Below are 2,212 nucleotides of genomic sequence, written 5' to 3'. Positions count from 1 at the left end.
CCGATTTATTAACCAGCGCAACTCCAAGATCGCGGGGAGAAGGGTCGTGGGGAGAAGGGTCGCGGGGAGGGCGGGAGAACAGGCTGACGATCTCGTCGGCGGTCCTGGGCGGGGCCAGGTGGAATCCCTGGCCCAGGTGGTAGCCGAGTTCGGCGAGGAACGTCGCCTGCGCCTCGTTCTCGATGCCCTCGGCCACGGCGTCCAACCCCAGCGCCTGCGCCATGCCGATGACCGCCGTGGCGATCGCCGCCTGCTGCGTGCCCTCGGCGATACCGTCCACGAACGACTTGTCCAGCTTCAGGATGTCCACCGGGCAGGACCGCAGCAGCCCCAGCGAGGACTGGCCGGTGCCGAAGTCGTCCAGGGCAATCTTGACGCCGAACTCGTGCAGTTCGCGCAGCGTGTCGATGACCTCCCCGCCGGTCAGCACCGAATCCTCCGTCACCTCCAGCACCACGTTGTGCGGCTCCAGCCCCGCGTCCAGCACCGCCGCCGCGGTGTCGGCCGCGAACGACGGCTCGGCCAACTGCCGGCCGGACACGTTCACGCCGATCGTGAACGGGCCGCCCGTGCCGTACTCCGCCCGCCACGCCGCCAGCCGGCCGCACGCCTCCGCGAGAAGCCACCGGCCCAGCGGCACGACCAGGCCGGTCCGCTCCGCGGTCGGGATGAACCCGCCGGGCGGTACCACCCCGCGCACAGGGTGGTTCCAGCGGACCAGCGTCTCCATCCCGATGATCCGGTGCTCGCGCAGGTGCATCACCGGCTGGAACACCGCGAAGAGGTTCCGGCGGTCGATCGCCTCCCGCAGTTGCGCGCCGAGCCGCGCGTGCTCGAGCACGTTGGTGGCCATGCCGGGCACGTACCGCAGGTAGGAGCCCTTGCCGCGCTCCTTGGCCGCGTACATCGCGATGTCGGCGTTGCGCAGGACCGTGCCCGAGGTGTCGTCGGGCTCGGGCACCGCGATGCCGATGCTGGCCCGCACGAGCAACTGGTGGTCGTCGGCGAGGATCGGCGGCGCCAGCGTGCCCAGGACCCGGCCGGCGACCGCGTCCGGGGTCCCCAACTCCGCACCGCACAGCAGCACGCCGAACTCGTCCCCGCCCAGCCGAGCCACCATGTCGCCGGGCCGCACGCAGGCCCGCAGCCGGGCCGCCACCTCCAGCAGCAACTGGTCGCCGACCGCGTGGCCCAGCGTGTCGTTGACGCTCTTGAAGTCGTCGAGGTCGATGAGCAGGACGGCGATCCGTTCGGCGGCGTGACCGGCCAGCGCCTCGTCCAGCCGCTCGGCGAAGACCGCCCGGTTCGCCAACTGGGTCAGCGAGTCGTGGTCGGCCTGGTGCCGCAGCCTGTCCTCCTGGCTGCGCAACTGGCCGACGAGCCGGGCGTTGTCGGTGAACGCCGTCACCTGGCGGATCGCCACCACCAGCGTGATCGTGACCGCCCCCAGCACCACCACCCGGCCGCGCAGGCCGATGGCGGGCATCGTGGCGATCAGCAGCAGCGTCTCGGTGGCCAACAGCGCGGCGTACGGGAGCAGGCTGAACTGCCGGCGCTGCCGGCGCGGCAAGGCCAGCGGTGCCCGGCCGCCGGCCGTGACCAGCGCCTGCCGCCGGGCGCCCGCGGCCATCAGGGTGGCGATCACCGGTACGGCGATCTGGCCCGGCACGAATGACGAGGTGTCCGCCAGCAGCGACGCGCTGCCCGAGCTGAGCCCGCCCACCAGCAGGCCGATGCCGATCAGCCGCAGCGCGCCGAGGTCGACCGGCCCGGCGCCGGCCAGGATGATCTTCGCCACGGCGGACAGCCCGACCAGACACAGGCCGGCGACGAACAGCGGCCCCCACACCGGGCCCGTCCGGTCCGGCGCCAGCATCTGCGGACCGATGGTGGCGTACCAGATCACCAGCCCGGCGCCGAGCACCACGATGAGGGCGTCCAGCAGCAGCCGCAGCCAATCGCCGGCGGTCAGCCTGCCCACCGGCACCCGCAGCAGCGCCCAGACGCCCAGCACCACCGCCGTGTGGGTGAACAGCATCGTCGCCATCGGCAGGTAGGAGGCCGCGTGCGGGCCGGCGCCGAGCGGGACGATGTACACCGCCCGGATCGCCAGCCCGACAGCGCTGAACCCCGCCACCAGCGCCATCTGCCGCCAGAACCGGACCGCGCCGCGGCTGAGGCCGGGTGTGCCGGCGGTCGCCCAGCAGCCGAC

Annotated in this window: 1 protein-coding gene; it reads right to left on the bottom strand. The window is 72.9% G+C overall.

The genetic code is table 11. The features are described from left to right. Positions 1-2,212 (bottom strand): putative bifunctional diguanylate cyclase/phosphodiesterase (locus tag VFO68_RS33830; protein ID WP_325162516.1); only part of this gene is annotated, 2,212 nt, incomplete at both ends.

The sequence above is a fragment of the Actinophytocola sp. genome, from assembly GCF_035712165.1.
Taxonomy (GTDB): domain Bacteria; phylum Actinomycetota; class Actinomycetes; order Mycobacteriales; family Pseudonocardiaceae; genus DASYTH01.
This window is presented reverse-complemented; position numbering and strand designations above follow the sequence as displayed.